This window comes from Duganella hordei (assembly GCF_040369125.1).
Lineage (GTDB): Bacteria > Pseudomonadota > Gammaproteobacteria > Burkholderiales > Burkholderiaceae_D > Rugamonas > Rugamonas hordei.
The window spans coordinates 440836-466766 of the sequence record NZ_BPWI01000005.1 but is presented as its reverse complement, the minus strand read 5'-3'; the positions used below and the strand labels follow the sequence as shown (position 1 = coordinate 466766).

The following is a 25931-nucleotide window of genomic DNA, read 5'->3' as shown; positions in this document are numbered from 1 at the left end:
CATACAACCATCAAGGAACCGCCATGCGCCTGCCGCTGATTGCCCCGCAAGACCTGACACCCGAACAAAAGCCGCTGTACGACAATATGCGCAAAGGGATCACCAGCAATTTCAACGACTTCATCGCCGTGCGCGAAGACGGCGCGTTGATGGGCCCCTGGAATCCATGGCTGCACGAGCCGGCCGTCGGCAAGGCCATCTGGGACCTGACGCTGGCGATGACCGCCAACGCCACCTTGGCCGACAATGTGCGCCAGATCGCCATCCTGACGGTGGGCGCCAGCTACAACGCCGCCTACGAAATCTACGCCCATATCGCCGTCGCCGAGCGCGAAGGCATGTCGGCCGCGCGCCTGGCCACGCTGGTGGCGGACCTCAAGCCGGCCGACCTGGCCCCGGACGAAAGCGTGGCCTACGACATGGCCTACGCGCTGAGCCGCGGCGGCACGCTGCCGGAGCCTTTGTACCGCCTGGCCGTCGACACCTTCGGCCAGCATGGCGCCAACGAACTGATTTACCTGGTCGGCCTGTATGCGCTGGTGTCGGTGACGCTGAACGGCTTCAACGTACCGGTGCCGGAGCGCGACTAAGTCTTATAGCCGTCCGGCGTCAGGCTGTACTTCTGCATCTTGTAGTAGAGCGTTTGCTTGGGCACGCCAAGGGCCGCACTGACCTCGCTGACGCTGCCGCCGGCCTTGCGCAATTCCTGTTCGATGACGGCGCGTTCGAAGCAGCCGACCTGCTCGGCCAGCGGCAGCGGCGCCATGCTGCGCGCCGACAGCAGCCCGTCGGCGCCGCTCGACAGGCCGAGCACGAAGCGCTCGGCGATGTTGCGCAGCTCGCGCACATTGCCCGGCCAGTCATGCGCCATCAGCGACTGCATCAGCGGTCCCGGCACCGGCGGCGCGGCGCGTTTGTAGCGCGCCGCCGCCCCCAGCAGGAAGTGCTCGAACAGCAGCGGGATGTCCTCGCGCCGTTCGCGCAGCGGCGGCAGGTTCAGCACGATCAGGTTCAGGCGGTAGTACAAATCGCTGCGGAATTTCTGCTGGTCCGACCACTCCTTCAGATCGACCTTGGCGGCGGCGATCACGCGCACGTCCACCGGCACCGGGCTGTTGGAGCCGAGCCGCTCGACGTAGCGCTCCTGCAGCACGCGCAACAGCTTGACCTGCAGCGCCATCGGCAGGCTCTCGATCTCGTCGAGGAACAGCGAGCCGCCGTCGGCATGCTCGATCTTGCCGATCTGGCGCTTGCCGGCGCCGGTGAAGGCGCCCGGCTCGTGGCCGAACACTTCGCTCTCGAAGATGGTCTCAGGGATGGCGCCGCAATTCAGGGCGACGAAATGGCGCTTGTGGCGGCGGCTGAACTGGTGCAGGCAGCGCGCCACCATTTCCTTGCCGGTGCCCGTTTCGCCGTAGATCAGCACATCGGCCGGCTCGTCGGCCAGGTCGAGGATCAGGCGGCGCAGGTCGCGCATCGGGGCCGAATCGCCCAGCAGCGTGGCCTCGATGCCGACGCCGTGCTCGATGCGGTGGCGCAGCGCGGCCACCTCCAGCATCAGCCGGCGCGTTTCCACGGCGCGCTGCACCACCTCCGCCAGCTGCTCGGACGAATACGGCTTGGCGATGAAGTCGTAGGCGCCGTCGCGCATGGCGCCGACCGCCATCGTGATGTCGCCGTGACCGGTCACCAGCACCACCGGCAGCTGGGCGTCGATGGCGCGCGCCGCCGCCATGAATTCCAGCCCGCTCATGCCGGGCAGGCGCACGTCGCTGACCACCACGCCGGCGAAACCGGGCGTGATGCGCGCCAGCGCCGGTTCGGCGGCGTGGAAGGCTTCCACCTCGAACCCGGCCAGGTCCAGCGCCTGCGCGCTGCCGGCGCGCACGGTGGCGTCGTCTTCAATCAATAATACTTTCATGCTGTCTCCTGTGCCGCGAGCGGCAATTCTATGATGAACCGGGCGCCGCCGGCGGCGGTGGTTTCCACGCGCAGCACGCCGCCCGATTCGCGCACGATCTGCTCCGAGATCGCCAATCCCAGTCCCAGGCCCTTGCCCTGCGCCTTGGTGGTGAAAAACGGTTCGAACAAATGGGCGCGGATGTCTTCCGGTATCCCCGGTCCGGTATCGGCCACCGCGATCAGCGTCCGGGTAAAGGTGGCATCGACGGTGACGGTCAGCTGGCGCGTCTCGCTGTCGGCCATGGCGTCCAGCGCGTTGTTGAACAGGTTGACCAGCACCTGCTCCAGCCGGTTGCTGTCGCATAGCGCCCGCACGTCCGGGCTCAGCATCGACATGCGGAAATTGACCCGCTCCTGCTCCACCCGCCGCTCGACCAGGAACAGCGCGGCGGTGACGGCGGCGGCCACCGGCGCCGGCGTCGGACTGGCGTCGGCCTTGCGGGCGAACTGGCGCAGCTGGCCGGTCAGCGCGCCCATGCGGCCGACCAGCTGCGAAATGGTCACCAGGTTGGACCTGGCCTCGTCCAGCCGCCCGCGCTCGATCAGCACCTGCGCGTTGTCGGACATGGTGCGCAGCGCCGTCAGCGGCTGGTTCAGCTCATGCGTGATGCCGGCCGACATCTGGCCCAGCACCGCCATCTTGCCGGCCTGTACCAGCTCGCTCTGCGCCTGCCGCAGCTTTTGCTCGGCCTGGCGGCGCACGGCGTTTTCCTCGCTGAGGTTGTGCGTCATTTTCTGCAGGCTGGAGGTGCGCTCGGCCACCATGGTTTCCAGGTGATCGTAGGCGCGCTGCAAATCCTCGCGCGCGCGCAGCCGCTGGCGACCGAGGCGGCGCCGCTGCCGCAGGTACAGCACCAGCAGCAGCACCAGCGCCTGCACCAGCAAGGCGACCACGAAGGCGTTGCGGGCGCTGGCCTGCGCCGGCCCCAGGTCGGACAGGTAGACGAAATGCCAGTTGCGCGGCGCCAGCGAACGGCCCTGGCTCAGCATGCGGGCGGACCCGGACGGCGTCGGCGGAGGCGCGGCCACGATGGCGGCGCCGCCGTCGAGCGGGCGCAGTTCGCGCATGCCCAGCGGCGTCAGCGCGTGCGAAAAATACTGGCGCGAGGTTTCCAGTTCCCGCAGCACTTCCGGCGTCAGCGGCGCCAGCGTGCGGTACTTCCATTCCGGCACCGAGCTGAGAAACACCACGCCATGCGCGTCGGCCAGCAGCACCTTGTCGGCGCCCTGCTCCCAGCCCTTTTCCAGCGACTCGATATTGACCTTGACGGTGGCCACGCCCAGCATGCGGCCGTTGTGATAAATCCCGTGGGCGAAAAAATAGCCCGGTTCGCCGCGCGTGGTGCCGACGCCGTAAAAGCCGCCGGGGGCGCGCCGCAGCGCGTCGCGCACGTAGGGCCGGAACGCGACGTTGTCGCCGACAAAGCTGTCCGCCTCGCGCCAGTTGCTGGCCGCCTGCGTCACGCCCTGCAGGTTGACGATGTAGATGGTGGTCGACTTGGACCGGCGGTTGAGCTGCTCAAGGTAGGCGTTGACCTCGGCCCGCAAGGCCTCGTCGCCGGGCTCGCGCAGCAGCGCGATCACGTCCTTGTTGAGCTCCAGCGTGCCGGGCAGGAAATCGTACTTCGACAGCAGGTTCTCCAGGCTGACCGCGTAGCCGTCGAGCCGCTGGGCGCCGGCCACGCGCAGCTTGTCGATGGCCACGTTCTCCATCCAGCGCCACGCCAGCCCTGCCAGCGCCAGGCCGCAGGCCAGCAGCACCGCCCACCGCGCCAGGCGCAGCAGCCGGCGGCCTGGCCGCGACGGCGCGGCGGTGTGCGATGCTGCCATAGTCTTCCTTGCATTCTCTGTCATCCGAAGTTGACATTAAAACACATGACGTACACCCAGGTTCATTCCGGTGGTACCGGAACCGGTGTCGATGGCGGTGCCGACCCGGAAAGCGGCGCCGTTGCGGTTGATGATGTGACCGTAGGCCGCATACAGGTCGGTGCGGCGCGACAGCGGGTGGCTGTAGCCCAGCGCCGCCTGCCGCGCGTGCTGGTTCAGCGCCGAACCATCATGATGGTCGATCAGCGAGGCGATCACTTTGTCGCCGCCCAGCGCCGCGGTGAAACCCAGCAGCGTATCGCGGCTGTCGTTGCCCAGCAGGTCGCGGTTGTGCGCGTGCGCCACGTGGCCGGTCACTTCGCCGAAGCGGTAGCGCCCCACCAGCATGGTGTTGCGGCTGTGCGCGGTGGCGCCGCTGTTGTCGCGCCGCTGGTGCGCGATCACCACGCTCAGCGGGCCGTTTTCGTAGCTGCCGCTGGCGCCGAGGTAGCGGTTGCCGGCGCTGTCGCCGGCCGTCTCGCCGAAGCCGTACTGCACGTCGGCCGCGAAGCCGCCGGTGCGCGGCGTGATGTACTCGACCGTGTTGTCGGCCCGCGAGTTATTGGCGAACAGGTTTTGCGCATTGCCCGCCATGCCGGTGACGAAGGGGTCGGCCACATTGTTGAGCGCTTTGTAGAACGGCGTGTACTGGCGGCCGATGCTCAGCGCCCCGGCCCGGCCGGTCAGGCACAGCAAGGCCTGGCGGCCGAACAGCAGGCCGCCCTGCCCGGCGGCGCCGGTATCGAGGGCGTAGCCGTTTTCCAGGATGAAGGTCAGCGTCAGGCCGTCGCCCAGGTCTTCCTTGCCCCGGAAGCCGATGCGCGAGCCGGAGGCCACGCCGCTGCTGACCTTCTCCACCGAACCGGCGCTGCCGCCCCGTTCCAGCACCAGGCCGGCGTCGGCCACGCCATACACGGTGACCGACGATTGCGCCTGCGCGCCCAGCGTAACCAGCCCCAGCGCCATGGCGCTCAAGATGTACTTTTGAATCAATTCAATCTCCTCTTTTATATTTTTATTCAAGCCGCGCGCATTTCGGCGACGGTCGATGCCTGAGGCTCCGGGTCCAGCGCGCCTTCCCACTTGGCGACGACGGCGGTGGCGACCGCGTTGCCGACCGCATTGGTGGCCGAGCGGCCCATGTCGAGGAACTGGTCGATGCCCATCAACAGCAGCAGGCCGGCTTCCGGAATATGGAACTGGTTCAGCGTGGCGGCGATCACCACCAGCGACGCGCGCGGCACGCCGGCGATGCCTTTCGAGGTCACCATCAGCAACAGCAGCATGGTGATCTGGGTGCCGAGCGAGAGCTCGATGCCGTAGGCCTGGGTGATGAACAGCACGGCGAAGGTGCAGTACATCATCGAGCCGTCCAGGTTGAAGGAATAGCCCATCGGCAGCACGAAGCTGGAGATCTTGCGCTGCACGCCGAAGCGGTCCAGCGCCAGCAGCAGCTTGGGATAGGCCGCCTCGGAACTGGCGGTGGAAAACGCCAGCAGGAAGGGTTCGCGTATCAGCCCGATCAGGCGGAACACGCGCTTGCCGAGGAACAGGAAGCCGCCCAGCACCAGCAAGGCCCACAGGCACGCCAGGCCGAGGTAGAAGCCGCCCATGAATTTGGCGAAGGTGGCCAGGATGCCGAGGCCGTTGGTGGTGATGACCGAGGCCATCGCCGCGAACACCGCCAGCGGCGCCAGGTTCATGATGGCGCCGGTAATGCGCAGCATCACTTGCGCCAGCTGGTCGATCACGGCGGTCAGCTTGGCGCCCGCCTCGCCCAGCGCGCCCAGCGCGCTGCCGAAGAAGACGGCGAACACCAGCACCTGCAGGATCTCATTGTTGGCCATCGCCTCGATCGGCGACTTCGGCACCATGTGGGCGACAAATTCCTTGAGCGTGAAGGCCGAGGTTTTAAGACCCGTGGCGGCGTCGACCGGCGGCAGCGGCAGGCCCAGATGGGCGCCCAGCTGCATCAGGTTAGACAGCAGCATGCCCAGCGTCAGCGACGCCAGCGAGGCGATCACGAACCAGCCCATGGCCTTGATGCCGACGCGGCCGGCAGCCTTGGCGTCGCCCATGTGGGCGATGCCGACCGCCAGGGTCGAGAACACCAGCAGCGAGATGATCATCTTGATCAGACGCAGGAACACGTCGGTGACGATGGAGATGTGGCTGGCGATGTCGGCGCTGAGCTTTTTGTCGGGGAAGGTTTCGTGGCAGGCGTAGCCGACCAGCACACCTAGGATCATCGCGACCAGGATGTAGAGCGTTAATGGGCGTTTCTTTTTCACTTGGCTTCTCCAGTTTCTTGTTGTCGTGGGCCCCGGCGGCTGCCGCGGGTGCGACATAGATAGCAATGGCTGTGCCAGCCGCCTGCGCACCAAAAATCCGCAGCAAGCCCTTGATTACTAAAGAAATTCTTTATGGAAATAGCAATGCGGGATCAGCCGCCATCCAGGAATCTGGATGGCCGGCGGGTCGTTTGTATGGAAAGTTGGAAAGTGCCCGGCGGAGCTTAGCAACGCTGGCCGGAGGCGGAAGCGTCGCAGGCCAGGCCGTGGTGGTGGCTCCATTCGAACCAGCCGCCGTCGTAGACGCTGATTTGCGGCCAGTCCATCAGCCAGGCATAGAAGAACGCCATCGACGCGCGCCAGCCGGTGCCGCAGTAGAAGGCGATCGGCCGGCCGGGCACGATGCCGCTGGCGGCCCATTGCGCGGCGATGGCGGCCGCCGGCTTCATGCTGCCGTCGGCCAGCTGGTAGGCGCTCATGCTGTTGACGTCGCCGTCCTCGCCGGCCCGGCCCCAGCGCGCGCCCGGAATGTCGCCCCGCGCCACGATGTAGCTGTAGCCGGAGACCTTGCCGGTGAACTCGGCCTCCGTGCGGATGCTGGCCAGCACGCCGTCTTGCCGGCGCAGCAAGGCCCGCACCTGCGCGGTGTCCACCATGTATTCGGGATGGGCCGGGAACGCGGCGCCGAAATCGGCCGCCGGGACCATGCCGCCCGGTGCGCCCGGCCCCCGTTCGCACGGATGGCCGCCGGCCAGCCACAGCGCGTAGCCGCCGTCCAGCAGGCGCACGTCGGCCACGCCCGCGTACAGCAGCAGGTGGGCGGCGCGGGCGGCGGCGAGATTGTTGCGGCCGTAGAGTATCACCGTGGTGTCGTGGCGCAGGCCGCGCGCCAGCAGCAGCGCCAGCAAGGCGTCGTCCGCCACCTTGTTCCACAGCGGCTGCTGTTCGATGTCGCAGGTGTCGAGGTAGCCGGCGCCGGGAATGTGGCCCTGCTCGAACAGCGCGGCGCCGCCGCAGCCGACTTCGATCAGCCGCCAGCCGGCCGCCGGCGCCCCGTGCACCCGCGCGCCGGACGCCAGCGCCGCCAGCCACGCGGACGTGACCAGCTGGCGCCCACGGATCAGGTCCGGGCGAAAGTCGGCGGCGGCAATATTGTCGGGATGGTCAGGGCTCATGGGCAAACGGCGGACAGGGCACGGTATTTTACGCGATGGCGCGGTGCGGTCCCGCTGTTGCTCCTCGACTACATGGATTTTATTTCCCAACAGAAATTTCTCCAAGGTCTATAATGAGCTGGTAAGCGGCCCCTTCCCAAGTCCCGAGGCGACCGCGTATCCGGCCCCTACCATCGGCCGGACATAATTGATGCGCGACACGATCGCGCGTACGGGGGAGACATCGTGGGGCCATTTCTCCGCGTGCTGCACAGCTTCAAATTCAAGGTGACCGCCACGGTCACGTTGATGGTGTTGATCGCCGCCACAGGCGTGGGCGGCGTGTCGCTGCTGATTTCCGAGGCCGAGATGCGGCCGGTGCTGGCGGCACAGGAACTGTCGCTGCTGAACAGTGCCGCCGCCTACATCGACAACGACCTGCAAAACAAGCAGAAGCTGCTCAAGTCGGCCATCGAAACGCGCCGCGGCCACGATCTGAAACTCGACGACATCCAGGAAATGCTGGAAGCGCACAACACGCTGCGCGACGAGTTCTTCAACGTCTCCGCGTTCGACATGAACGGCACCATCATCGCCAACCTGAACGACCGCCGCCGCAAGGGCTCGATCAACGCCTCGACGCGCAAGTACTTCCAGGACACCGTGCGGCTCAGGGAAGGCCTGGTCTCCGAACCGTTCCGCAGCGCCATGACCAACAAGGCGGTGGTGGTCGTCACCCAGCCGCTGGAAAATGAACAGGGCGAGATCATCGCGGTGCTGGTCGGCTCGGTCGATCTGCTGCGGCCATCGTTTTCGGGCCAGATGGACGCCCTCAGCCAGGCCGGCGGCGGCTACCTGTTCATCGTCACCGCCGACGGCGTCGTGGTGCACCATCCGAACAAGGACTTCCTGCTGCGCCAGCAACCGGGCGGCACCGAAGTGCTGATCGACGCGGTGCTGAGCTCGCCCGAGGGCTGGCAGGACGATCTGCTGGACGAAGGCGTGCCGACGCTGCTGGTGCACAAACGGCTGAGCCGCGTCGACTGGACGGTGGCGCTGGCGCGGCCGCTGCGCAGCGTGTTTGCGCCGCTGCTCAGCATCCGCCTGCGGGCGCTGGCCGCCATTTCGATGATCACGCTGTGCGCGGCGTTCTTCGGCTGGGTCATCATCAAGGGGCTGCTGCGGCCGCTCGGCACGCTGCGCCTGCATGTCGAGCGGATCGACAGCGATCCCACCGACGTGGTCGCGCTGGAGACCGACCGGCTGGACGAGTTCGGCCTGCTGAGCCGCGCCTTCCAGAACCTGACGCGGCGCCGCGAGCAGGTGGAAAAGGACTTGCAGCTGCTGGCCACCACCGACGCCCTGACCGGCGTGCACAACCGGCGCATGTTCGACGCCTTCCTGCCGACCGCGCTGGCGCGGGGCGACCGCGCCGGCCAGCCGGTGGGCCTGGCCATGCTGGACGTCGACAAGTTCAAGCTGATCAACGACACCCACGGCCATGCCGCCGGCGACGCCGTGCTGATCGAGTTCGCGCGCCGCCTGTCGGGGGCCGTGCGCGCCACCGATACCGTGGCGCGGCTGGCCGGCGATGAATTCGTCGTGGTGTTCGAGCAGCTGTCGTCGCCGTCGGAGATCAACGTGCTGGGCCAGCGCATCATCAGCGCGATGGCCCAGCCGTTCGATATCGGCGGGCTGAAGCTGTCGGTGACCGCCAGCGTCGGCATCGCCGTCACCAGCGCGCCCCACACCCAGCCGGACGAGGTGCTGAAGTCGGCCGACGAGGCGCTGTACGGCGTCAAGGCTGCCGGCCGCAACGGCTACGCCGTCAACATGGTCGGCGCCGAGCGGGTGCTGCGCGTGCGGACGGTCGGCAAGGTCGGCTGAACCCGGCCTTCGGTACTTCAGTCGTGGAAGGCGTCGACGACGCTGCGCTTGCCCAGCATGAAGGCGTCGGCCACGTGGCGCAGCGGCGCCACATCGACGTCCGGGCGCCCTGCCCGGACCAGTTCGGCGAAGCGGCGGTACAGCGACGGATATTCCGCCTCCTTGGCCAGCGGCTGCTCGACGCCGGCGATCCACAGCCGCGCGCCGCCGTCACTGAGCTTGAGCTCGCCCGCCGCCGTGCCGACGATGATGTCCCAGCTTTGCTTGCCGGTCTGGCGCCAGTCGAACTCGGCGTGCACCGGCATGCCGGCGGCATCCTGGAAGTGCAGCTGCGCGGCGATGGGCGCGTCGCGGTTTTCCGGGAATTCCAGCGTGGCCCGGTTGAGGAAGATCAGCGATGGCAGGATTTCGGTGACGATGGACAGCGCGTTGATGCCCGGATCGAACACGCCCAGGCCGCCGGCCTGCCAGATCCATTCCTGGTTCGGATGCCAGTGGCGCACGTCTTCCTTCCACACCACGTGCATGCTGGTGGGCGCATGCTGGGCCAGATAGGCCTTGGCCGGCTGGACCGCCGGCGCATAGCGCGAATGCCAGCTGGTGAACAAGGTCAGTCCCTTGGACGCCGCCAGCGCCTCGAGGTCGGCCACTTCCGACAGCGTGGCGCCGGGAGGCTTTTCCAGGAACACGTGCTTGCCGGCCGACAGCGCCGCATGCGCGGCCGCGTAGCGGTACTGCGGCGGCATGCACAGCGACACGGCGTCGATATCGGGCACGGCGGCCAGCATTTCTTCGATCGAGCGGAAGCCCGGCAGGCCCTCGACCGTATTGTTGCGGCTGGCCGAGGCAACCAGCTGGAAATCGGCATTGGCGGCGACGGCCGGCAGGTGCTGGTCGTGGACGATCTTGCCGACGCCGACGATCGCGAGCTTGATAGCTGAGGCTGACTGGATTGCTGACATCATGGTTCTTTCATAAGCTGAGGGGGTAGCATGGCCGCCATGCTACGGCGCCGCTTGCAGCTTAACCAATGATTTTTATGAAGGCAAATATACTAATTTGACATGGAAGCAAGGTGGGAGGCGAAGTTGCAGGGTTTATGGCGGCTGTCCAGCTGTTCGGCCAGGATGCCGTCCCAGGCCAGCGCGCAGGCGCCGGTCGATCCCGGCAGGCAGAAGATCAGCTTGCCGTTGGCGAAGCCGGCCAGCGTCCTGGCCTGCATGGCGGACGTGCCGACGTCGGCGTAGGACAGCTGGCGCATCAATTCGCCGAAGCCCGGCACTTCGCGGTCCAGCAGCGGCAGCACCGCTTCCGGCACCACGTTGTTGGCGGCGTAGCCGGTGCCGCCGTTCATCAGCACCACCTGCACCTCGCTGTCGGCGATGCAGTCGCTCAACACGCGGCGGATCTGGTAGAGATTGTCGGTGACGATGGCGCGCCGCAGCAGCCGGTGGCCGGCGGCCTGCAGGCGTTGCGCCAGCAGGTCGCCGGACGTGTCGTCGGCGGCGGTGCGGCTGCCGCTGACGGTGAGCACGACGCAGCGCAGGGAAATGCTGTCGGCCATGGCGCGATCTAGGTCAGCGTGGACGCCGGAGCCGCCGCCGCTTCCAGCTGCGCCAGACGGACGCGCAACTGGCGTTCCTCGGCCCAGCGCACGGTTTCGTCGCGGACCACGGCCACGATGGCCGTCACTTTGCGCGCGTCGTCGTACAGCATCGCCACCGTGAACGCGATCGACAGGGTGCGGCCATCCTTGTGCAGGGCCGGCACGCGCAGCACGTCGCTGCCGTAGCGGGTCTGGCCGGTGGCCATGGACTTGTTGTAGCCGTCCCAGTGGCGCCCCCGCTGGCGTTCCGGAATGATCAGGTCGAGCGACTTGCCCAGCGCGTCGTCGCGCGTGAAGCCGAACATGCGCACCGCGGCGTCGTTCCACACGATGATCGCGCCGGCGGCGTCGCACACCACCACCGCGTCGCCGATGGCCTCGACCAGCTGCTGGTAATCTGTTGTCTGCATGGCTGTCTCCAAAAATGAACGAGGGCGGAACCAGGTCCGCCCTTCTCTTCCTGCTAGATATCTATCATACCGCCGACGCGGCGTGCAGCGCGGCGATTTCCTTGGAACTGTAGCCCAGCGTTTCCAGCACTTCGTTGGTGTGCTCGCCCAGCAGCGGCGAACCGGTGATTTCCACCTTCAGGTCGGAGAACTTGATCGGGCTGCCCACGGTCAGGTACTTGCCGCGCTCCTTGTGGTCGACCTCGGTGATCGTGCCGCTCTCGCGCAGCGACGGATCGTTGGCCAGTTCCTTCATCGTCATCACCGGCGCGCAAGGAATGTCGAACTTGCGCAGCACGTTGACCGCCTCGAACTTGGTCTTGTCCGCCAGCCAGGCTTCGATGGTGCCGAAGATGTCGAAGATCTTGTCCTGGCGTGCCGCGGCGGTCATGTAGGCGGGATCCTCGATCCACTCCGGCTTGCCGATGGCGCGGCAGATCGGCGCCCAGGCGTGGCCCTGGATGGTGAAGTAGATGTAGGCGTTCTTGTCGGTCTCCCAGCCCTTGCACTTGAGCACCCAGCCCGGCTGGCCGCCACCGCCGGCGTTGCCGCCGCGCGGCACCACGTCGGTGAAGCTGCCGTGCGGGTACTGTGGATATTCTTCCAGGTAGCCGATGCGGTCCAGGCGCTGCTGGTCGCGCAGCTTGACGCGGCACAGGTTCAACACGCTGTCCTGCATCGACACGGCCACCTTCTGGCCCTTGCCGCCGTTGCGGTTGCGGGCGTGCAGCGCGGTCAGGATGCCGATGGCCAGGTGCATGCCGGTGTTGCTGTCGCCCAGCGCGGCGGCGCTGACGGTCGGCGGGCCGTCGTCGAAGCCGGTGGTCGAGGCGGCGCCGCCGGCGCACTGCGCCACGTTTTCATACACCTTCAAGTCTTCGTAGTGGTGGCCGTCGCTGAAGCCCTTGACCGACGCGACGATCATGCCCGGGTTCAGTTCGCGGATGTGTTCCCAGGTGAAGCCCATGCGGTCCAGCGCGCCGGGGCCGAAGTTTTCCACCAGCACGTCGGACTGCTTGATCAAGCGGGTCAGCACTTCCTTGCCTTCCGGGGTCTTGGTGTCCAGGGTCAGCGACTTCTTATTGCTGTTCAACATGGTGAAGTACAGGGCGTCGACGCCGGGAATGTCGCGCAATTGCGAGCGGGTGACGTCACCTGCGCCCGGGCGCTCGACCTTGATCACATCGGCGCCATACCAAGCCAGCAGCTGGGTGCAGGCCGGGCCGGCTTGCACGTGGGTGAAATCGATGATCTTGATGCCTTCTAACGGTTTAGTCATGATGTCTAGTCTCCTGGTGTAATTAGACTTACTTCTTGCCTGCAGTGCTGGGATTCAGGTTGGTCAGGCGGCCGCTCTCGGTGCCTGCGGTTTCGTCGATGACGGCGTTGATCAGCGTCGGCTTGCCCGATGCGATCGCTTCCGTCAGCGCCTTGGTCATTTCCTCCGGGTTGGTGACGTGGTAGCCGACGCCGCCGAAGGCCTCGATCATCTTGTCGTAGCGGGCGTTCTTGACGAACACGGTCGGCGCCACATCCTTGCCGCCGGTCGGGTTGACGTCGGTGCCGCGGTACACGCCGTTGTTGTTGAAGACGATGGTGACCACCGGCAGTTCATAGCGGCAGATGGTTTCCAGCTCCATGCCGGAGAAGCCGAACGCGCTGTCGCCCTCGATCGCCACCACCGGCTTGCCGCTGGTGACGGCGGCGCCGATCGCGTAGCCCATGCCGATGCCCATGATGCCCCAGGTGCCGGAGTCGAAACGCTTGCGCGGCTCGTACATGTCGATGATGCTGCGGGCGAAGTCCAGCGTGTTGGCGCCTTCGTTGACGACGTTGATGTCGGGCCGCGTCTTGAGCACGTCGCGGATGGCCCGCAGCGCGCTGTGGAAGTTCATCGGCGACGGATTCTGGTTCAACAGCGAAGCCATCTTGGTGAGATTTTTATCCTTGCGCTCGGCGATGGCGCCGGTCCAGGCCGCGTCAGGCTTGCCGTGGCCGCCGCTGCGGATACCGGTCAGCAGCGCCGACACGCAGGAGCCGATGTCGCCGATCAGCGGCGCGGCGATCGCCACGTTGCTGTCGATTTCGGTCGGCGAGATGTCGATCTGGATGAACTGCTTGGGCACGCCCCAGGTCTTGCCCTTGCCGTGCGCCAGCAGCCAGTTCAGGCGGGCGCCGACCAGCACCACCACGTCGGCTTCGGCCAGCACGTAGGAACGGGCGGCCGAGGCCGACTGCTCGTGGGTGTCGGGCAGCAGGCCCTTGGCCATCGACATCGGCAGGTAGGGAATGCCGGACTCTTCAACCAGCGCGCGGATGTCGGCGTCGGCCTGGGCGTAGGCGGCGCCCTTGCCCAGCAGGATCAGCGGCTTTTTCGCGCCCTTCAGCAAGGCCAGCGCGCGCTGCACCGAGTCCGGCGCAGGGATCTGGCGCGGCACCGGATCGACCACCTTGACCAGCGACTTGCGGCCGTGCTCGGCATCGATGACTTGCGCCAGCAGCTGCGCCGGCAAGTCCAGGTAGACGCCGCCGGGACGGCCCGAGACGGCGGCGCGGATCGCGCGCGCCACGCCGATGCCGATGTCCTCGGCCTTGTTGATGCGGTACGATGCCTTGGCGTACGGCTTGGCGGCGTTCAGCTGGTCCATCTCTTCGTAGTCGCCCTGCTGCAGGTCGACGATTTCACGCTCGCTCGAACCGCTGATCAGTATCATCGGGAAGCAGTTGGTGGTGGCGTTGGCCAGCGCGGTCAGGCCGTTGAGGAAGCCAGGCGCCGACACGGTCAGGCAGATGCCGGGCTTCTGCGTCATGTAGCCGGCGATGGCGGCGGCGTTGCCCGCGTGCTGCTCATGACGGAAGCCGATGAAGCGCATGCCTTCAGCCTGCGCCAGGCGCGCCAGGTCGGTGATCGGAATGCCCACCAGGCCGAAGATGGTGTCGATGTCGTTGTGTTTCAGTGCATCGATTACCAGATGAAAGCCGTCGGTCTGTTCGGATGACTGTGTGTTATTTGTCATGATGAGTGTCTCTTATATTGGTTTAATGAAGGTCCTGCCACGCGACTCCCCGGTTACACGGTCCGGGCTAGTTGTTGGGGCCATCATAGCGAGCGCACTTGTTTTCTCTCATTGACCGCGGTCAATTTTCATCGGAAGATGTCCAACATTTCAAAATAAGTATCGAACAATCTATGACGCTGTTGGCTAGCCATCCTGAACGCAACATCATCCGTGTCCAACTTCGGCAGAACCTGGTCCTGAAGGAGCTGCGCGACAGCGAGATGGCGTCGCTCGAACCCTTCCTCACCATCGTCGACTACCAGAAAGGCGACCTGCTGCTGAACCAGGGCGTGCACGAGATGGAGCAGTACTTCATCCTCGACGGCGTGCTCAAGCGCGTGGTGACCAACCAGGAAGCCAAGGAAATGATCTTGCGCTTTGCGGCCGAGCGCGACATCGAGACCAGCTACGCGGCCTGGCGCCTGAAAACGCCGACGCCGTACAGCATCGTCGGCGTGACCAAGGTGCGCGTGGCCAAGCTGCCGATGCCGCAGTGGGTGGCGTTTTTGGAAAGCCACACGCAGATCAAGCACAATTTCGAGTTCGAGGTGATGCGGCTGATGAGCGAGATCATGGGCCATACCATCACCCTGCATCTGCTCGACGCGCCCGGGCGGGTGCACCGTTTCGTGCGCAAGCACCCGGAATTGTTCGAGCGCTTGCCGAAGAAACAACTGGCGTCGTACCTGAACCTGTCGCCGGAGACGCTCAGCCGTCTGAAAAATCAAGGTAAAATCTGACACAACGCCAGTGAAAACTTGACCGCGGTCAAGTTTCCCGAAATTAGAAATATCAGGCTAAAGCGCATTTCTCATAGATATTATTCAGAAATGGCATATCTGATATAGGGGCTCGCAATTAGCGGTGGGCAGCCGGCCTGCCTATACTCGTTTCATACCCAACGCGTTGGCACCGATTTTTATCTTAAAGGAAACTACCATGACCACCATTACCAACAAACAAACCATTCCAGGCACCGCACCGGCGGCCCCGTTCAGCCTGATCGGCTTCATCGAGACCCTGCTGGCCGTGCGCCTGCGCGAGCAGCTGGACGCCGACACCAAGGGCGACAAGTCGGACGCCGCCTTCCACTGGGGCATGTAATATTCGCTAAAAAGCCGCCTGCCCGCGACACGGACAGGCGGCTTTTTTACGTTCAGGCCACCTTCAGCAGCCGCACCTGGCCGCTTTCCTCGGCCATGGTGCGCTCCAGCAGCTTGACCAGCGCGTAGACCGAATCGATATGCGGCGTCGGCGTGCCGGTCAACCTACCCAGCTCCACCACCGAGCCTACCAGCGCGTCGATCTCCGGCCCCCTGCCCGCCTCGATATCCATCAGCATCGAGGTCTTGTGCTGGCCCACCTTTTCCGCGCCGGCGATGCGTTTTTCCAGGGTCACGCGGAAGCTGATGCCCAGCTTGGCCGCGATGGCCTGCGCCTCGCGCATCATGTCGGCCGCCAGCTCGCGCGCCAGCGGGAACTGGCAGATGTCGACCAAGGTCGAGTGCGACAGCGCGCTGATCGGGTTGAAGGTCAGGTTGCCCCACAGCTTGAGCCAGATCTCGGCGCGGATGTCCTCCAGCACCGGCGCCTTGAAGCCGGCGCGCGTCAGGCACTCCGACACCATGTGCACCCGGTCGCTGTTCGAGCCGTCCAGCTCGCCCACCGGGAAGCGCTCGCCCTCGACGTGGCGCACCACGCCCGGCGCCACCAGTTCCGACGCCGGGTAGACCACGCAGCCGATCACCCGTTCCGGCGGGATCAGCGTGCTCAGGTCGCCGTCCGGATCGACGCTGCGCACATGGCGTCCCGCCAGCTCGCCGCCGTGGCGGTGGAAATACCAGTACGGGATGCCGTTCTGCATGGTCACCACGCAGGTGTCCGGGCCGAACAGCTTGTGCAGCTGTCCCGCCACCGCCGCCACCTGGTGCGCCTTCAGCGCCAGGATGACGATGTCCTGCGGCCCGGCGGCCGCATAGTCGTCGGTGGCCTTCACGTTGGTGGCGACCCGCTCCACGCCGTCATGGGCGATCAGCTTGATGCCGTTGCCGCGTATCGCCGCCAGGTTGGCGCCGCGGACCAGGAACGTCACGTCCTCCCCCGCCAGCGCCAGCATCGCTCCCACATACCCCCCTATCGCTCCCGCGCCTACTATTGCGATCTTCATGTTGCTGCTCCTTGGTTTTACTCGAAACGGTTGCTGAGCTTGCCAATGCCGTCGATCTCAACCTCGATGATGCTGCCCGGCCGCATCGAACCGACGCCGACCGAGGTGCCGCACAGCAGGATGTCGCCCGGATCCAGCGTCATGTCGCGTGAAATCCGGCTGACCAGCTGGGCCACCGAAAACACCATGTCGTTGATCGGGTAGTCCTGCCGCACTTCGCTGTTGAGGAAGGTGCGCACCACCAGCATGGCCGGGTCCAGCCCGGTGGCGATCACCGGGCCGAACGGGCAGAAGGTATCGAAGCCCTTGGCCCGCACCCACTGCGGGAAGGTCGGATCGCGCTTGATGATGTCGTTGACGGTCACATCATTGGCACAGGTATAGCCAAATACGTATTGCATCGCGTCTTCTTCGGCGACGTTGAAGCAGGTCTGGCCGATGACGATGGCCAGCTCGCCTTCGAACGCCACCTTGGCGTCGCACAGCGGCTGGCGGATCGTGCCACCGGGCGCCAGGTAGGAATTCGGGGTCTTCAGCAGGTACAGCGGCTCGGGCGGCGGTTCCAGCCCCAGCTTTTGGCCCAGCGCGTGGAAGTTGTTCCACATCGCCAGCACCTTGCCCGGCACCACGGGCGTCAGCAGCGTCACATCGTCGATGTGCAGGCAGTGCGGGGTCATGGTCGGATAGTCGAACATGTCGCCCTGGTAGACCCGGATCTTGTTGCCTTCCAGGGTACCGAAGCGCACCGTGTCAAGGTGCTGGAAACGCAGCCAGCGTTGTATCATTTTGGATTCTCCTTGGAGCGCTACGGGAGCGCGGCGACAGGCCGCGCGAGGGAGGGACGGCGGGCGGCGAGGTTCGCGGCGCGCCTTCCGGCACCGGACCGGCGTGGGCGGATGGCCCGGCCGGTCGGTGCAATGGCAGCCGGGTCAGCTTGCCTGCTTGCTGGCCAGCGGAACGCCGTCCATGTTGCGGCCGTGATAGCCGGTCGTGACCACCTTGTTCTCGTCGTCGTGGATGGCGTTGGCGTTTTCGATGAAGCGCTTGCGGGCCGGTGCCAGGATGAACTTGGCGGCGCAGGCGGCCAGTATCGTGATGCTGGCCGCGGCGATGAACACCCGGTCCCAGTTGCCGCCGGCCGACAGCACCGAGGCCAGCGGCACCAGCAGCGAAGCCGTGCCCTTGGCGGTGTACAGCGTACCGGCGTTGCCGGCGGCGAACTTGACGCCGTAGGTGTCGGCGCAGATGGCCGGGAAGATCGAGAAGATCTCGCCCCAGAACAGGAACAGCAGCGCGGCGAACACCATGAAGGCGACCGGATCGTGGCCGAACTTCATCAGCCCGAGGATCGACAGGCCCTCGCCCAGGAACACCACGAACATGGTGTTCTCGCGGCCCAGACGGTCGGAGATGAAGCCGCACAGCGGACGGGTGAAGCCGTTGCACAGGTTGTCGATCGACAGCGTCATCGTCAGCAGCGGCAGCGTGATGCCGAACAGCGTGATCGGCAGCTTGGCCAAGCCGTAGTCCTTGGCGATCGGGCCGATCTGCGCGGTGGCCATCAGGCCGCCGGCGGCGACGGCGACGAACATCGCATAGATCAGCCAGAACAGCGGCTGGCGTATCATCTTGCCGGTCGGGTAGTCGACCTTGGTGGTGACGATGCGCGGCGCCACCTGCACGCCACGCGGCGCCTTCGGCCGCACCATGAACATCGCCAGGATCAGGATCAGCACGCCCTGCAGGATGCCGAAGAACATGAACGCATGCTGGTAGCCCGAGTCCTGGATCATGTTACCGATGGGGATGACGGTGACCGCGGCGCCGGCGCCGAAGCCGGCGGCCGTCAAGCCGGCGGCCAGGCCGCGCTTGTCCGGGAACCACTTGAGCGCGTTGCCGACGCAGGTGCCGTAGACGCAGCCGGCGCCGATGCCGGCGATGACTGCCGCGATATACAGCTCGGTCAGCGTGGTGGCGCGGGAATCGATGATCCAGCCGGCCGCCGCGAACACGGCGCCGATGGCCACCACCGGACGCGGGCCGAACTTGTCGACCAGCCAGCCTTCGACCGGCACCAGCCAGGTTTCAACCAGGATAAAAATGGAAAACGATAATTGAATGGCCGACAGGCCCCAGTGGTTCTGGGCCTCCATCGGCGTGACGAACAAAGTCCATGCGTACTGCAGGTTGGCGACCAACCCCATGCAAATGATGCCGAATACCAGCTGGACCCAGCGGTTGCTGGTTTTCCTGCTGTAGGCATCATGGTCAGTCAGATGCACTTGACTTGGATGGCTCATGACTTGTCTCCTTCTGGATCGCTGTGCGAATCTCTTGGTGTTATTGAATTACGTTATACAGGCTGGCCAGCATTGCCGCCAGACATGTTCCCTTTTTACCGAATCGTGGAAGCTCAACTCTGTCGGCCCCGCCTGTTTCGCTTCAAGGCCGCCGGAGAATGAGCCGATTGTGGAAGATGCGTCCCGCGAAATCCTTGACCGCGGTTAAGAATCAGAAACTTGTATTTATTTCAAATTAGCAACTGACTTTTGATTGGCTTTGGAATGACTTCGGGCCGGACTCAAAAGCCGATGTCGCCGTGCTGGAACACCGCCCAGTTGGTCATGGCGGCGGACGGGTCGGCGCCGGCGCCGGTGCTTTTTTCCAGGCAGCGCGCCATCGTCACCTGGATCGCGTTGACCAGGAAGTCGGCGTCGTACACGCGCAGCATGTGCGGGTGGCGGCTCTCCAGGTAGCGGCGCAGGTGCGCGCGCTGGCTCTCCACGCACATCTGGCAATCGTAGTCGGCGCTGTCCCAATGCCAGCGCAGGCCCAGTTCGTAAAAGGCCGCGTTGTAGGCCTGGCGCTGCGCGTCGGCCAGGTCGGTGATATCGGCTTGCAAATAGCTCAGTGTGCTCATGTCTGCTCCTCCGTGTTTTTGAATTTGTCTGTTGACCAATGCATCGTAGGGCGTAACAATGATTAGGTATAGTTAAAGCTTTTTGGCATTTCCATTCACGATCATGTATACATAGGCAGAACCATGAAACACGCGACGCTGCGCCAGTTGAAAGTGTTTGAAGCGGTGGCGCGCCACCTGAGTTTTTCGCGCGCGGCCGCTGAACTGCACCTGACGCAGCCGGCGGTGTCGACCCAGATCAAGACGCTGGAAGGCCACGCCGGCCTGGTGCTGTTCGAACAGCTGGGCAAGAAGGTGTACCTGACGCCCGGCGGCGCCGAGCTGCTGTACCACAGCCGCGCCATCATCCAGCAGTTCCAGGAGGCCGAGGACGCGCTGACGCAGTTCCGCGGCATCGCCGGCGGCAAGCTGAACGTGGCCGTCATCAGCGCCGGCGACTATTTCTTCCCGCGCCTGATGGTGGAGTTCGCGCGGCGCCATCCGGGCGTCAAGCTCAACCTGACGGTGCACAACCGCGCCGAGCTGCTGGAGCAGCTGGTCAGCAACCAGACCGACCTGGCGGTGATGGTGCGCCCGCCGCAGCAGGCCGACGCCGCGCACGCGGCCTTCGCGCCCCACCCGTACGTGATCGTGGCGCCGCCCCAGCACCCGCTGGCGGGCCAGCGCCGCATCGCCATCGAGCGCATCGTCAGCGAGCCGTTCGTGGTGCGCGAGCGCGGATCGGATACGTGGAATTCGATGGAGGACGGCTTCGGCGCGCACCTGGAGCGGCTGAACGTGGCGATGGAGATCCGCAGCACCGAGACCATCAAGCAGGCCGTCATCGCCGGCATGGGCGTGGCCTTCCTGTCGGCGCACACCATCAGCCAGGAGCTGAAGGCCGGCAGCCTGGTGGTGCTGGAGGTCGAGGGGTTTCCGGTGATGCTGAACTGGTATGTGGTGCACCGCAAGAACAAGCGCCTGCCGCCGGTCGCGCTGGCGTTCAAGCAGTTCCTGCTCAGCGACGGCGCGGCGCTGATCGAGCAGTACCTGGCGCCGGCAGCGTGAAAGGGGAAGGCTTGGGTCTGGGCTGCCGGCATGAGCGCTTCGAAATTCAGCGTGTTTCGCCTGATGTGCGCAGACTTTGCAGGTCTTCCCCTGTGTGGCGACAAGCCGGGGCGCATTGGTGCCCGCCGATTTTTGCCAGGGCGCGGGCATGCCGCATTACTTCGGGCACCTCCAGCGGGCCTCCATGCCCCATGTGAAACCGTTTTCCACCGGCCTCCACCATACGCATCAGTTCGCGCGACACGATGGCGGGATCGTCTTCAAACGGGGGGCGGATGGCGCGGCCTTTGAACATCATGCCGCCGATCAGTATCCCTGATGCGATCAGGTCGCCAACCATCATGTCCTCGGACGCAAGCTCCACCGCGATCGATCCTGGCGTATGGCCGCCGGTATGGCGGACGATGCCCTCGACCCCGAAGTCGAGCAGGTTGACGGTCTCGCCATCCTTCATCATCAGGTCGGGAACGAAGCCCTCATAGGGTTCATGCGGGACGGGTGTCTTCAGGAACAGCTTGGCCACCCAACCCGTGGTGCAATAAGTCATCGGGGTCTTGCGGCTATAGAAGTCCGCATCGTCCCGATGCGCCAGGATCGGCGCTCCCGACAAGGCCCGGACCCGCGCCGCGCTTCCGGCATGATCGGTATGGGCATGGGTCACGACAATCAGCTTGATGTCGCGGAACGACAGGCGGTGCCGGGCCAGCGCCTTGCCGATCTTGTGTTCCGAGCCCGGGATGCCGGCGTCGATCAGGATGCAACCGGTCTCCGTGCTGATGATATGGGCATTGACCATCCCGAAAGGCAGGATCGGAACGGTGATGATATCGGTCTTGAACATGGCGATTTCCTTTAATGGGAGGGGATTCGGCGGGGTTGCGCCAGCGTGGCGAAATCGCGGATCAGCTCGGCCAGGTCGCCCGCCGCCTCGAGGGGAGACAGATGGCCGACACCGGGCAGGACGTGCAGCCTTGCCTGCGCAATGCGGGGCATCAGTTCCTCGCGAAGAACCGCGGGCGGATCGACCCGGTCATCTTCGCCCGCGATGACAAGCGTGGGCACGCGGATCGCGGTGACTTGCGCGGTGATGTCCTCCTGGCTTGTGTACTGCGGCCAAGCCGCCTTCGCCAGGGGCGAACCACTCAGGCTGTCGGCGATAACCTGCTCGCGATCCTCGGCGCTCAGCGCCCTTGCCGTCAACACGTGATCGAGCGTCATTTCGACCGCCTGGCGGCTGGAATAGGCGTGGGCCATGCGCTCCCGTGCCTCCACCGGCATGGCCATGGGCGAAGGCGGCGAAGGGGCGACCAGCACCAGGCCGGCCAAGCCCGCGGGCTGACGCGAGGCCAGCAATTGCGCCACCTTGCCGCCCATCGAGTGCCCCACCAGGACGTAGGACTTCAGGTCCAGCGCCTCGATAACGCCCAGGGCGTCGGCGGCCAGATCCTCCAAGCCGTAGCCGCTCATCGGCGCATCCGACTGCCCCCAGCCGCGATGGTCGACCGCGACGGTCCGATAGGACGAGGCCAGCGCCGCGGTCACATGCCGCCAGGTCCGCGAGGAGCCGCCCCAATAATGCAGGAACACCAGCGACAGCTCGCCCTGGCCCTGCTCTTCAACATGGATGCGAATGCCGTTCGAGGCGATATTCATCAGGATCTCCTTCTCTGTATAGGGCCCCACTGACTGTGGGAATGAGGGAAGTATAGATAGAATACCAGGAGGCGATAATCAGCTGCGTGTTATCATCAATCGATAACAATACGATTGAATTGGACGCGAAATGGATCGTTTGACCAGCATGGCGGTATTCGTCGCGGCGGCGGAGGACGGCAGCCTGAGCAGCGCGGCCCGGCGCTTCGGCCTCTCGGCGTCGATGGCCGGCAAGCATGTCTCGTCGATCGAGGCGGATCTGGGCGTCCGGTTGATGCAGCGCAGCACCCGGAAGCTTCACCTCACCGAGGTGGGCCGGGGCTATTACGCCCGCTGCAAGCGGATACTGGAGGAGTACGAGGACGCGAAGCGCGAGGCCGGAGACGCCCAGCAGTCGGTCCAGGGCACGTTGCGGGTTGCGGCCCCGATCACCTTCGGTGCCATGCACATGGGCGAGGTCGTGGCCAGTTATATGGACCAGCATCCGCGCGTCGGCGTGGAGATCATGCTCAACGACCGCTATGTCGACCTGCTGGCGGAGGGCGTCGATATGGCCATCCGCATCGGCCGCCTGGCCGATTCAGACTTGGTGGCGCGTCGCCTCGCACCGTGCCGCATGGTGATCTGCGCCGCGCCGGGCTTTCTCGATCGCCACGGCGTTCCCAGGACCATCGAAGACCTGCGCCGCGCGCCGCGACTGGCCTTCAGTGAGGCGATTTCGTCTGGAGACTGGACGCTCACCGATGCCGACGGCCGGACGCACGTGATCGACGGGCCAATCCGGATGGCCGCCAACAACACCCAGATGCTGCTTGCCGCCGCGCTGGCGGGTGGCGGCGTGACATACGGCCCGAGCTTCGTCTTCGGACAGGCCATTGCCCGAGGTGACCTTGTGGCGCTCATGCCTGACCACCAGACGGCGCAGCTGACGATCCACGCAGTCTATCCGAGCAAGCGTCACGTTTCGCTGAAGCTGCGCAGTTTCGTCGAGCACCTGATCGCCCGTTTTGGTGGAACGCCGCCTTGGGACCGGCATGGCTGCTGATCCAATGAACGGTCAGCGTTCGGAGGTCATCAGCGCGCGCACGTGGGCGGCGGTGCCGCCGGCCAGTCCTGAGACGCTGTAGCCGCCTTCGAGGATGGAGACGATGCGGCCCTGCGCGGTGTCGGCGGCGATCGCCATCAGCTCCTGCGTGATCCAGTGGAAGTCGGCGTCGACCAGCTGCAGGCCGGCCAGCGGATCGTCGCGGTGGGCGTCGAAGCCGGCCGAGATCACCAGCAGCTGCGGGGCCCAGGCGCGCAGCGCCGGCAGCATGTCGAGCCGCACGCGGTCGCGGAACATGGCCGAATCGCAGCCCGGCGGCAACGGCACGTTGAGGATGTTGTTGCGGCTGCCGGTTTCGCTGCGCAGGCCGGTGCCCGGATACAGCGGCGACTGGTGGCACGACGCGTAGAACAGTCCCGGCAGCGGCGCGAACGCCGCCTGCGTGCCGTTGCCGTGGTGGACATCGAAATCGATCACCGCCACCCGCTCCAGCTGGTAGCTGCGGCTGGCGTGGGCGGCGGCGATGGCGGCCTGGTTGAAGATGCAAAAGCCCATCGCCCGGTCCGGCTCGGCATGGTGGCCGCACGGCCGGGTCGCGCAGAACACGTTGGCCGCCTCGCCCAGCATGACGTCGTCGATGCCGGCGCAGGCCGCGCCGATGCAGCGCATGACCGCCTGCCAGGAGCCGGGCGACAGCATGGTGTCGCCGCCGTCCAGCGGCACCGTGCCCCGCAGCGGCACCGCCTCGGAGACGGCGTCGTAATAATCGGCGTCGTGTATCAGTTCGGTCTGGGCGCGGGTGCCCAGCGGCGCCTCCTGCCAGTCCAGCGCGGCGAACTCGGGCGTCTTGAGCGCCTCCAGCACCACCGCCAGCCGCCGCGGCGATTCCGGGTGGCCCTCGCCCGGCTGGTGGTCGTAGCAATCGACGTGGGTGTAGATGCGGGTGTGCGGTTTCATGGATGGTCGCCCTGGTCGGGCAGGAACAGGTTGTCCGAGCCGGTGTCGCGGATGATGTCTAGCGCCTGGCCGCCGCCGGTGATGAAATAGCCCGGCTCGTTGGCCACGCCGAGCGCGTCGCGCAGCGCGATCTGCAGGGCGATGCCGTGCGGCTTGAGCAGCCCGGCGGCGTAGCGCAGATTGTCCACCAGCGTCAGCCGCGCCAGTTCCGGCGTGACGTCCGCCGGCTGCAGCCCGGCCAGGCAGCGCAGCTGGCGCACGCCCAGCGGCCGGGCGTAGCGGATCGCCTCTTCGACGCCGTAGCGGAACTCGCCGGTGCGCGAAGGATGGCAGGCGATGCCGCGCTCGCCGCCGCCCCAGTCGCCGGCCGGCAGGCAGTAGCGCACCAGCTGCAGGCCGTGGCTGCACAGCCGGTGCGCGATCTGCTCGACCGGATACGAGTACGGGAACAGGAATTCCACGCCCTCGAAGCCGGCCTGCGCGGCCGCTTCGAACCGGTCCAGGAAACCCAGCTCGCCGAACAGGATGTTCAGGTTGGCCGCGTGACCGGGCATGGCGCGCAGCTGCCTAGATGACACGTTCTTCACGCAGCGCGGCGATCTGCTGGGCGTTGTAGCCGAGTTCACGCAAGACCTCTTCGGTGTGCTCGCCCAGCAGCGGCGAGCGGGTGACCTCGGTGGCGCTGTCGGACAGCTTGATCGGATTGCCCACCGTCAGGTACTTGCCGCGCTCCGGATGATCGACCTCGACGATGGTGCCGCTGGCGCGCAGCGACGGTTCCTCGGCGATTTCCTTCATCGACAGGATGGGGCCGCAGGGAATGTCGAACTTGTTGAGGATGTCCATCACCTCGAACTTGGTGTGCTCGCGCGTCCACTCCTCGACCGTGGCGAAGATAGCCATCAGCCGCGGCAGGCGCGCGCGCGCGGTGGCGTAGTCGGGGTCGGTGATCCAGCCTTCGCGCCCGATCACCTGGCAGATCGCCGGCCACACCGGCGCCTGGGCGATGAAGTAGATGTAGGCGTTGGGATCGGTCTCCCAGCCTTTGCACTTGAGGATCCAGCCCGGCTGGCCGCCGCCGGAGGCGTTGCCGGCGCGCGGCACCGAGTCGCCGAAGGTGCCGTTGGCGAACTGCGGATATTCCTCCATCGTGCCGGTGCGTTCCAGCCGCTGCTGGTCGCGCAGCTTGACGCGGCACAGGTTCAGCACCGCGTCCTGCATGGCGGTGTCGACCTTCTGCCCGCGGCCGCTGGCGTTGCGCTGGTACAGCGCGGTGACGATGCCGAGCGCCAGGTGCAGGCCGCTGCCGCTGTCGCCGATCTGCGCGCCGCTGACCACCGGCGGGCCGTCGTCGAAACCGGTGGTGGCCGCCGCGCCGCCGGCGCACTGGGCGACGTTCTCGTAGACCTTGCAATTCTGGTAGGGGCCGGGACCGAAGCCCTTGACCGAGGCCACGATCATGCGCGGGTTCAGTTCCTGGATGCGTTCCCAGCTGAAGCCCATGCGGTCCAGCGCGCCCGGGGCGAAGTTCTCGACCAGCACGTCGCAGTCCTTGATCAGGGTCTCCAGCACCTGCTTGCCCATGGCCTTCTTGGTGTCGAGCGTGATCGAGCGCTTGTTGTGGTTCAGCATGGTGAAATACAGGCTGTCGACGCCGGGAATGTCGCGCAGCTGGCCGCGCGTGGCGTCGCCCTCCCCGGCCCGTTCCACCTTGATCACGTCGGCGCCGAACCAGGCGAGTAATTGGGTGCAGGTCGGTCCCGACTGCACATGGGTGAAGTCCAGGACGCGCACCCCGTCTAATGCTTTGCTCATGTTACTGTCTCCAAACATTTATAATTTTTTCGTTAGTATGCGCCGCGCGG

The 25931-nt window shown here is 65.8% G+C and carries 25 protein-coding genes; 6 read left to right on the top strand and 19 right to left on the bottom strand.

What is annotated here, in order from left to right:
- Positions 1 to 23: 23 nt before the first annotated feature.
- Positions 24 to 590 carry a carboxymuconolactone decarboxylase family protein gene (locus tag ABWW33_RS15250; RefSeq protein WP_353402585.1) on the top strand — a complete coding sequence of 189 codons (567 nt, stop codon included), beginning with the start codon at positions 24 to 26 and terminating at the stop codon, positions 588 to 590.
- Here ABWW33_RS15250 and ABWW33_RS15245 read toward each other — a convergent pair.
- The 5 genes from ABWW33_RS15245 to ABWW33_RS15225 form a co-directional block, all read right to left on the bottom strand.
- The gene (locus ABWW33_RS15245) at positions 587 to 1921 is read right to left on the bottom strand and encodes a sigma-54-dependent transcriptional regulator (protein ID WP_353402583.1); all 1335 of its coding nucleotides are present in this window, start codon (positions 1919 to 1921) and stop codon (positions 587 to 589) included. The two genes, ABWW33_RS15250 and ABWW33_RS15245, sit on opposite strands and share 4 nt — an antisense overlap.
- Positions 1918 to 3792, bottom strand: coding sequence for a sensor histidine kinase (locus ABWW33_RS15240; RefSeq protein WP_353402581.1), 1875 nt, complete (start codon positions 3790 to 3792; stop codon positions 1918 to 1920). Before ABWW33_RS15240 ends, ABWW33_RS15245 begins: the two co-directional genes overlap by 4 nt.
- A gap of 36 nt (positions 3793 to 3828) precedes the next feature.
- Positions 3829 to 4821 carry a porin gene (locus ABWW33_RS15235; RefSeq protein WP_510182391.1) on the bottom strand — a complete coding sequence of 331 codons (993 nt, stop codon included), beginning with the start codon at positions 4819 to 4821 and terminating at the stop codon, positions 3829 to 3831.
- Between the two features lie 29 nt (positions 4822 to 4850).
- On the bottom strand, positions 4851 to 6122 hold the full coding sequence (locus ABWW33_RS15230; RefSeq protein WP_353402577.1) for a dicarboxylate/amino acid:cation symporter: 1272 nt from the start codon (positions 6120 to 6122) through the stop codon (positions 4851 to 4853).
- 224 nt (positions 6123 to 6346) lie between these two features.
- On the bottom strand, positions 6347 to 7297 hold the full coding sequence (locus tag ABWW33_RS15225) for a sulfurtransferase (RefSeq protein WP_353402576.1): 951 nt from the start codon (positions 7295 to 7297) through the stop codon (positions 6347 to 6349).
- 225 nt (positions 7298 to 7522) lie between these two features.
- Here ABWW33_RS15225 and ABWW33_RS15220 point away from each other — a divergent pair, with 225 nt between their 5' ends.
- The gene (locus ABWW33_RS15220; RefSeq protein ID WP_353402574.1) at positions 7523 to 9163 is read left to right on the top strand and encodes a diguanylate cyclase domain-containing protein; all 1641 of its coding nucleotides are present in this window, start codon (positions 7523 to 7525) and stop codon (positions 9161 to 9163) included.
- A gap of 17 nt (positions 9164 to 9180) precedes the next feature.
- Here the strand turns inward: ABWW33_RS15220 and ABWW33_RS15215 are convergent, their stop codons facing one another.
- The 5 genes from ABWW33_RS15215 to oxc all read right to left on the bottom strand — a co-directional run bounded on the left by ABWW33_RS15215 (position 9181) and on the right by oxc (position 14235).
- The gene (locus tag ABWW33_RS15215) at positions 9181 to 10128 is read right to left on the bottom strand and encodes a Gfo/Idh/MocA family protein (protein WP_353402572.1); all 948 of its coding nucleotides are present in this window, start codon (positions 10126 to 10128) and stop codon (positions 9181 to 9183) included.
- An 89-nt stretch (positions 10129 to 10217) separates the two neighbouring features.
- Positions 10218 to 10727, bottom strand: a complete 510-nt coding sequence (gene moaB, locus ABWW33_RS15210; protein ID WP_353402570.1) for a molybdenum cofactor biosynthesis protein B — start codon at positions 10725 to 10727, stop codon at positions 10218 to 10220.
- 8 nt (positions 10728 to 10735) lie between these two features.
- The gene (locus tag ABWW33_RS15205; RefSeq protein WP_353402568.1) at positions 10736 to 11179 is read right to left on the bottom strand and encodes a PAS domain-containing protein; all 444 of its coding nucleotides are present in this window, start codon (positions 11177 to 11179) and stop codon (positions 10736 to 10738) included.
- Between the two features lie 64 nt (positions 11180 to 11243).
- Positions 11244 to 12497 (bottom strand): formyl-CoA transferase, encoded by a 1254-nt coding sequence (frc, locus tag ABWW33_RS15200; RefSeq protein WP_176654000.1) that lies wholly within the window; start codon positions 12495 to 12497, stop codon positions 11244 to 11246.
- A gap of 28 nt (positions 12498 to 12525) precedes the next feature.
- On the bottom strand, positions 12526 to 14235 hold the full coding sequence (oxc, locus tag ABWW33_RS15195) for an oxalyl-CoA decarboxylase (RefSeq protein ID WP_353402566.1): 1710 nt from the start codon (positions 14233 to 14235) through the stop codon (positions 12526 to 12528).
- A 173-nt stretch (positions 14236 to 14408) separates the two neighbouring features.
- On the opposite strand from oxc, the gene ABWW33_RS15190 reads away from it, so the two are divergent.
- Entirely contained in the window at positions 14409 to 15017 is a 609-nt protein-coding gene (locus ABWW33_RS15190) for a Crp/Fnr family transcriptional regulator (protein ID WP_176653998.1), read from the top strand.
- A 199-nt stretch (positions 15018 to 15216) separates the two neighbouring features.
- Positions 15217 to 15381 (top strand): hypothetical protein, encoded by a 165-nt coding sequence (locus ABWW33_RS15185; protein ID WP_176653997.1) that lies wholly within the window; start codon positions 15217 to 15219, stop codon positions 15379 to 15381.
- 52 nt (positions 15382 to 15433) lie between these two features.
- Here the strand turns inward: ABWW33_RS15185 and ABWW33_RS15180 are convergent, their stop codons facing one another.
- The 4 genes from ABWW33_RS15180 to ABWW33_RS15165 form a co-directional block, all read right to left on the bottom strand.
- Positions 15434 to 16444, bottom strand: coding sequence for a 2-dehydropantoate 2-reductase (locus tag ABWW33_RS15180; RefSeq protein WP_353402563.1), 1011 nt, complete (start codon positions 16442 to 16444; stop codon positions 15434 to 15436).
- Between the two features lie 17 nt (positions 16445 to 16461).
- Positions 16462 to 17229: a fumarylacetoacetate hydrolase family protein gene (locus ABWW33_RS15175; RefSeq protein WP_353402562.1), complete on the bottom strand. Its 768-nt coding sequence runs from the start codon at positions 17227 to 17229 to the stop codon at positions 16462 to 16464.
- A 144-nt stretch (positions 17230 to 17373) separates the two neighbouring features.
- Entirely contained in the window at positions 17374 to 18744 is a 1371-nt protein-coding gene (gene oxlT, locus ABWW33_RS15170; RefSeq protein ID WP_176653994.1) for an oxalate/formate MFS antiporter, read from the bottom strand.
- Positions 18745 to 19025: 281 nt separating this feature from the next.
- Positions 19026 to 19364, bottom strand: a complete 339-nt coding sequence (locus tag ABWW33_RS15165) for an HAD family hydrolase (protein WP_176653993.1) — start codon at positions 19362 to 19364, stop codon at positions 19026 to 19028.
- 123 nt (positions 19365 to 19487) lie between these two features.
- On the opposite strand from ABWW33_RS15165, the gene ABWW33_RS15160 reads away from it, so the two are divergent.
- On the top strand, positions 19488 to 20411 hold the full coding sequence (locus tag ABWW33_RS15160; protein WP_353402559.1) for a LysR family transcriptional regulator: 924 nt from the start codon (positions 19488 to 19490) through the stop codon (positions 20409 to 20411).
- Positions 20412 to 20457: 46 nt separating this feature from the next.
- On the opposite strand, the gene ABWW33_RS15155 is transcribed toward ABWW33_RS15160, so the two are convergent.
- Both ABWW33_RS15155 and ABWW33_RS15150 read right to left on the bottom strand, forming a co-directional pair.
- The gene (locus tag ABWW33_RS15155) at positions 20458 to 21252 is read right to left on the bottom strand and encodes an MBL fold metallo-hydrolase (RefSeq protein ID WP_353402558.1); all 795 of its coding nucleotides are present in this window, start codon (positions 21250 to 21252) and stop codon (positions 20458 to 20460) included.
- A gap of 11 nt (positions 21253 to 21263) precedes the next feature.
- Positions 21264 to 22064: an alpha/beta fold hydrolase gene (locus ABWW33_RS15150; protein WP_353402556.1), complete on the bottom strand. Its 801-nt coding sequence runs from the start codon at positions 22062 to 22064 to the stop codon at positions 21264 to 21266.
- 130 nt (positions 22065 to 22194) lie between these two features.
- Here ABWW33_RS15150 and ABWW33_RS15145 point away from each other — a divergent pair, with 130 nt between their 5' ends.
- Positions 22195 to 23109 (top strand): LysR family transcriptional regulator, encoded by a 915-nt coding sequence (locus ABWW33_RS15145; RefSeq protein ID WP_353402554.1) that lies wholly within the window; start codon positions 22195 to 22197, stop codon positions 23107 to 23109.
- Between the two features lie 12 nt (positions 23110 to 23121).
- On the opposite strand, the gene ABWW33_RS15140 is transcribed toward ABWW33_RS15145, so the two are convergent.
- Genes ABWW33_RS15140 through frc (ABWW33_RS15130) form a run of 3 tightly spaced genes read right to left on the bottom strand, consistent with a single transcriptional unit; the run spans position 23122 to position 25881 of the window.
- Positions 23122 to 24066 (bottom strand): histone deacetylase family protein, encoded by a 945-nt coding sequence (locus ABWW33_RS15140; RefSeq protein ID WP_353402552.1) that lies wholly within the window; start codon positions 24064 to 24066, stop codon positions 23122 to 23124.
- The gene (locus ABWW33_RS15135) at positions 24063 to 24644 is read right to left on the bottom strand and encodes a TIM barrel protein (protein ID WP_353402550.1); all 582 of its coding nucleotides are present in this window, start codon (positions 24642 to 24644) and stop codon (positions 24063 to 24065) included. Before ABWW33_RS15135 ends, ABWW33_RS15140 begins: the two co-directional genes overlap by 4 nt.
- Complete coding sequence (gene frc / locus ABWW33_RS15130; protein WP_176653990.1) at positions 24634 to 25881, bottom strand: formyl-CoA transferase; 1248 nt, start codon at positions 25879 to 25881, stop codon at positions 24634 to 24636. The genes ABWW33_RS15135 and frc (ABWW33_RS15130) overlap by 11 nt, the downstream gene beginning before the upstream one ends.
- Between the last annotated feature and the right edge of the window lie 50 nt (positions 25882 to 25931).